Annotated in this window: 2 protein-coding genes; both read right to left on the reverse strand. The window is 32.0% G+C overall.

What is annotated here, in order from left to right:
- Window positions 1–94: 94 nt before the first annotated feature.
- Complete coding sequence (locus tag CHU92_RS00485; RefSeq protein WP_094411519.1) at window positions 95–580, reverse strand: hypothetical protein; 486 nt, start codon at window positions 578–580, stop codon at window positions 95–97.
- Between the two features lie 17 nt (window positions 581–597).
- Window positions 598–1,275: a hypothetical protein gene (locus CHU92_RS00490; protein ID WP_129582956.1), complete on the reverse strand. Its 678-nt coding sequence runs from the start codon at window positions 1,273–1,275 to the stop codon at window positions 598–600.
- Between the last annotated feature and the right edge of the window lie 64 nt (window positions 1,276–1,339).

Genomic DNA, 1,339 nt, shown 5'->3' on the forward strand with positions numbered 1-1,339 from the left:
AAAAAACCGTCTCAAAATTTAAGTATTGAGACGGCTTCTTTTTATTAATAAAAAACGCAGCCTGATGGCTGCGTTTCTTAAATTTTAGCTACGGTTAAGGTAAAAAATCTTTGCCGTATTCTCTTGATAATTCAATATATAAATTTACTAAAAGGCCTTCGCAAAGTTTTAAACATTCATTTGCATAAGCATACGTATCTTTGTTTTCCATCACAAATTTTATATTTTGATTTAAAAGTTTAGTTATTTCTGCTTCGGCTTCCTCACAGTTTTTAAAACCTGTTTTCTCAATATTGTTCCTTACCCATTCAAATTGGGCATTAAAACCATTTTTAGCTTGGTTATACATTTCCTGGGGACTAGCCTTAAAATTAGATTTTTCCTTAAATGCATTGTTTAGGGCAATAAAGTCTTTACTGCTTTGTTTATTTTGCATTTCTATATACATCGCTTTCAGCTTTTCATAACGGGCTGTGTATTCGGCACTGCCTTCTGTGCATAGTGGCGCATTGGCTGTTTCCTGGGATAATGCGCTTTGAAAAAATAGTGCTGTTAATACAGCTAAAAAAACACCTTTCATAATACTTTTTTTAAGTGTTACTCACAATCATCTATGCAATGGTTATACTGGTCTAATGCGGCGTCTAATGACAGTTGAAATCCTAATTTAAGCGTATTAAATTCAACACCTAATTCAGACGGACTCATTTCTCCTGCCTGATTAGCTAAGGCTTGAACACTATTTTGATATGATGATGTAAAAGTAGCAACATTATCTAAGTAATCACCTAAACAAGTACAACTATTATTTGGTACTACAACAGGAGGCACCTGCCCAATTAACAAATTAAAAAGAGCTTTCGAACCTTTTGGTTCTGCCGCAATCAGAGTGAATAATGTTTGATTTTCAACATAAACTAAATAGTTTTCTGATTTTATCCTGTTCCACTTATCCAAAGCATCAGTATAATTTATAAAACCTGTATTAGATATGTTTAACCTTATCCAATCCAAAATGTTAGCTTCAGTTTGTAAGTCCTGTGGGTTACCTGTATAACGCATTTTAAGTGAGAATTCACTTTCTAATTTTTTTAACGCGATATACCTTGAAGAGTTTACCATGTTGTCAAACAAAGTTTCAAGTGTAGACCTCGACGTCATACTTGTTGTAACATTTAAAGATGTCGATTCTGGATTTGTTGTAGAATCTTCATCAGAACAAGCACCAAGCATTACTAAAGAAGTAATAGTTAAAAGTAAAAAGAATTTTTTCATGTAAATTAAAATTTTAGTTAATGAAGTGGTTTAAACTTTTATTTTATTAAATTTCTTTAGTGCG

Origin of the sequence: Flavobacterium cyanobacteriorum (genome assembly GCF_002251835.1) — a bacterium.
In the GTDB taxonomy this organism is placed as follows: Bacteria; Bacteroidota; Bacteroidia; order Flavobacteriales; family Flavobacteriaceae; genus Flavobacterium; species Flavobacterium cyanobacteriorum.

What these genes read in the sequence shown, in the direction of transcription:
- CHU92_RS00485 (WP_094411519.1), bottom strand. Translation starts at nt 580, where the DNA reads ATGAAAGGTGTTTTTTTAGCTGTATTAACAGCACTATTTTTTCAAAGC.
- CHU92_RS00490 (WP_129582956.1), bottom strand. Translation starts at nt 1,275, where the DNA reads ATGAAAAAATTCTTTTTACTTTTAACTATTACTTCTTTAGTAATGCTT.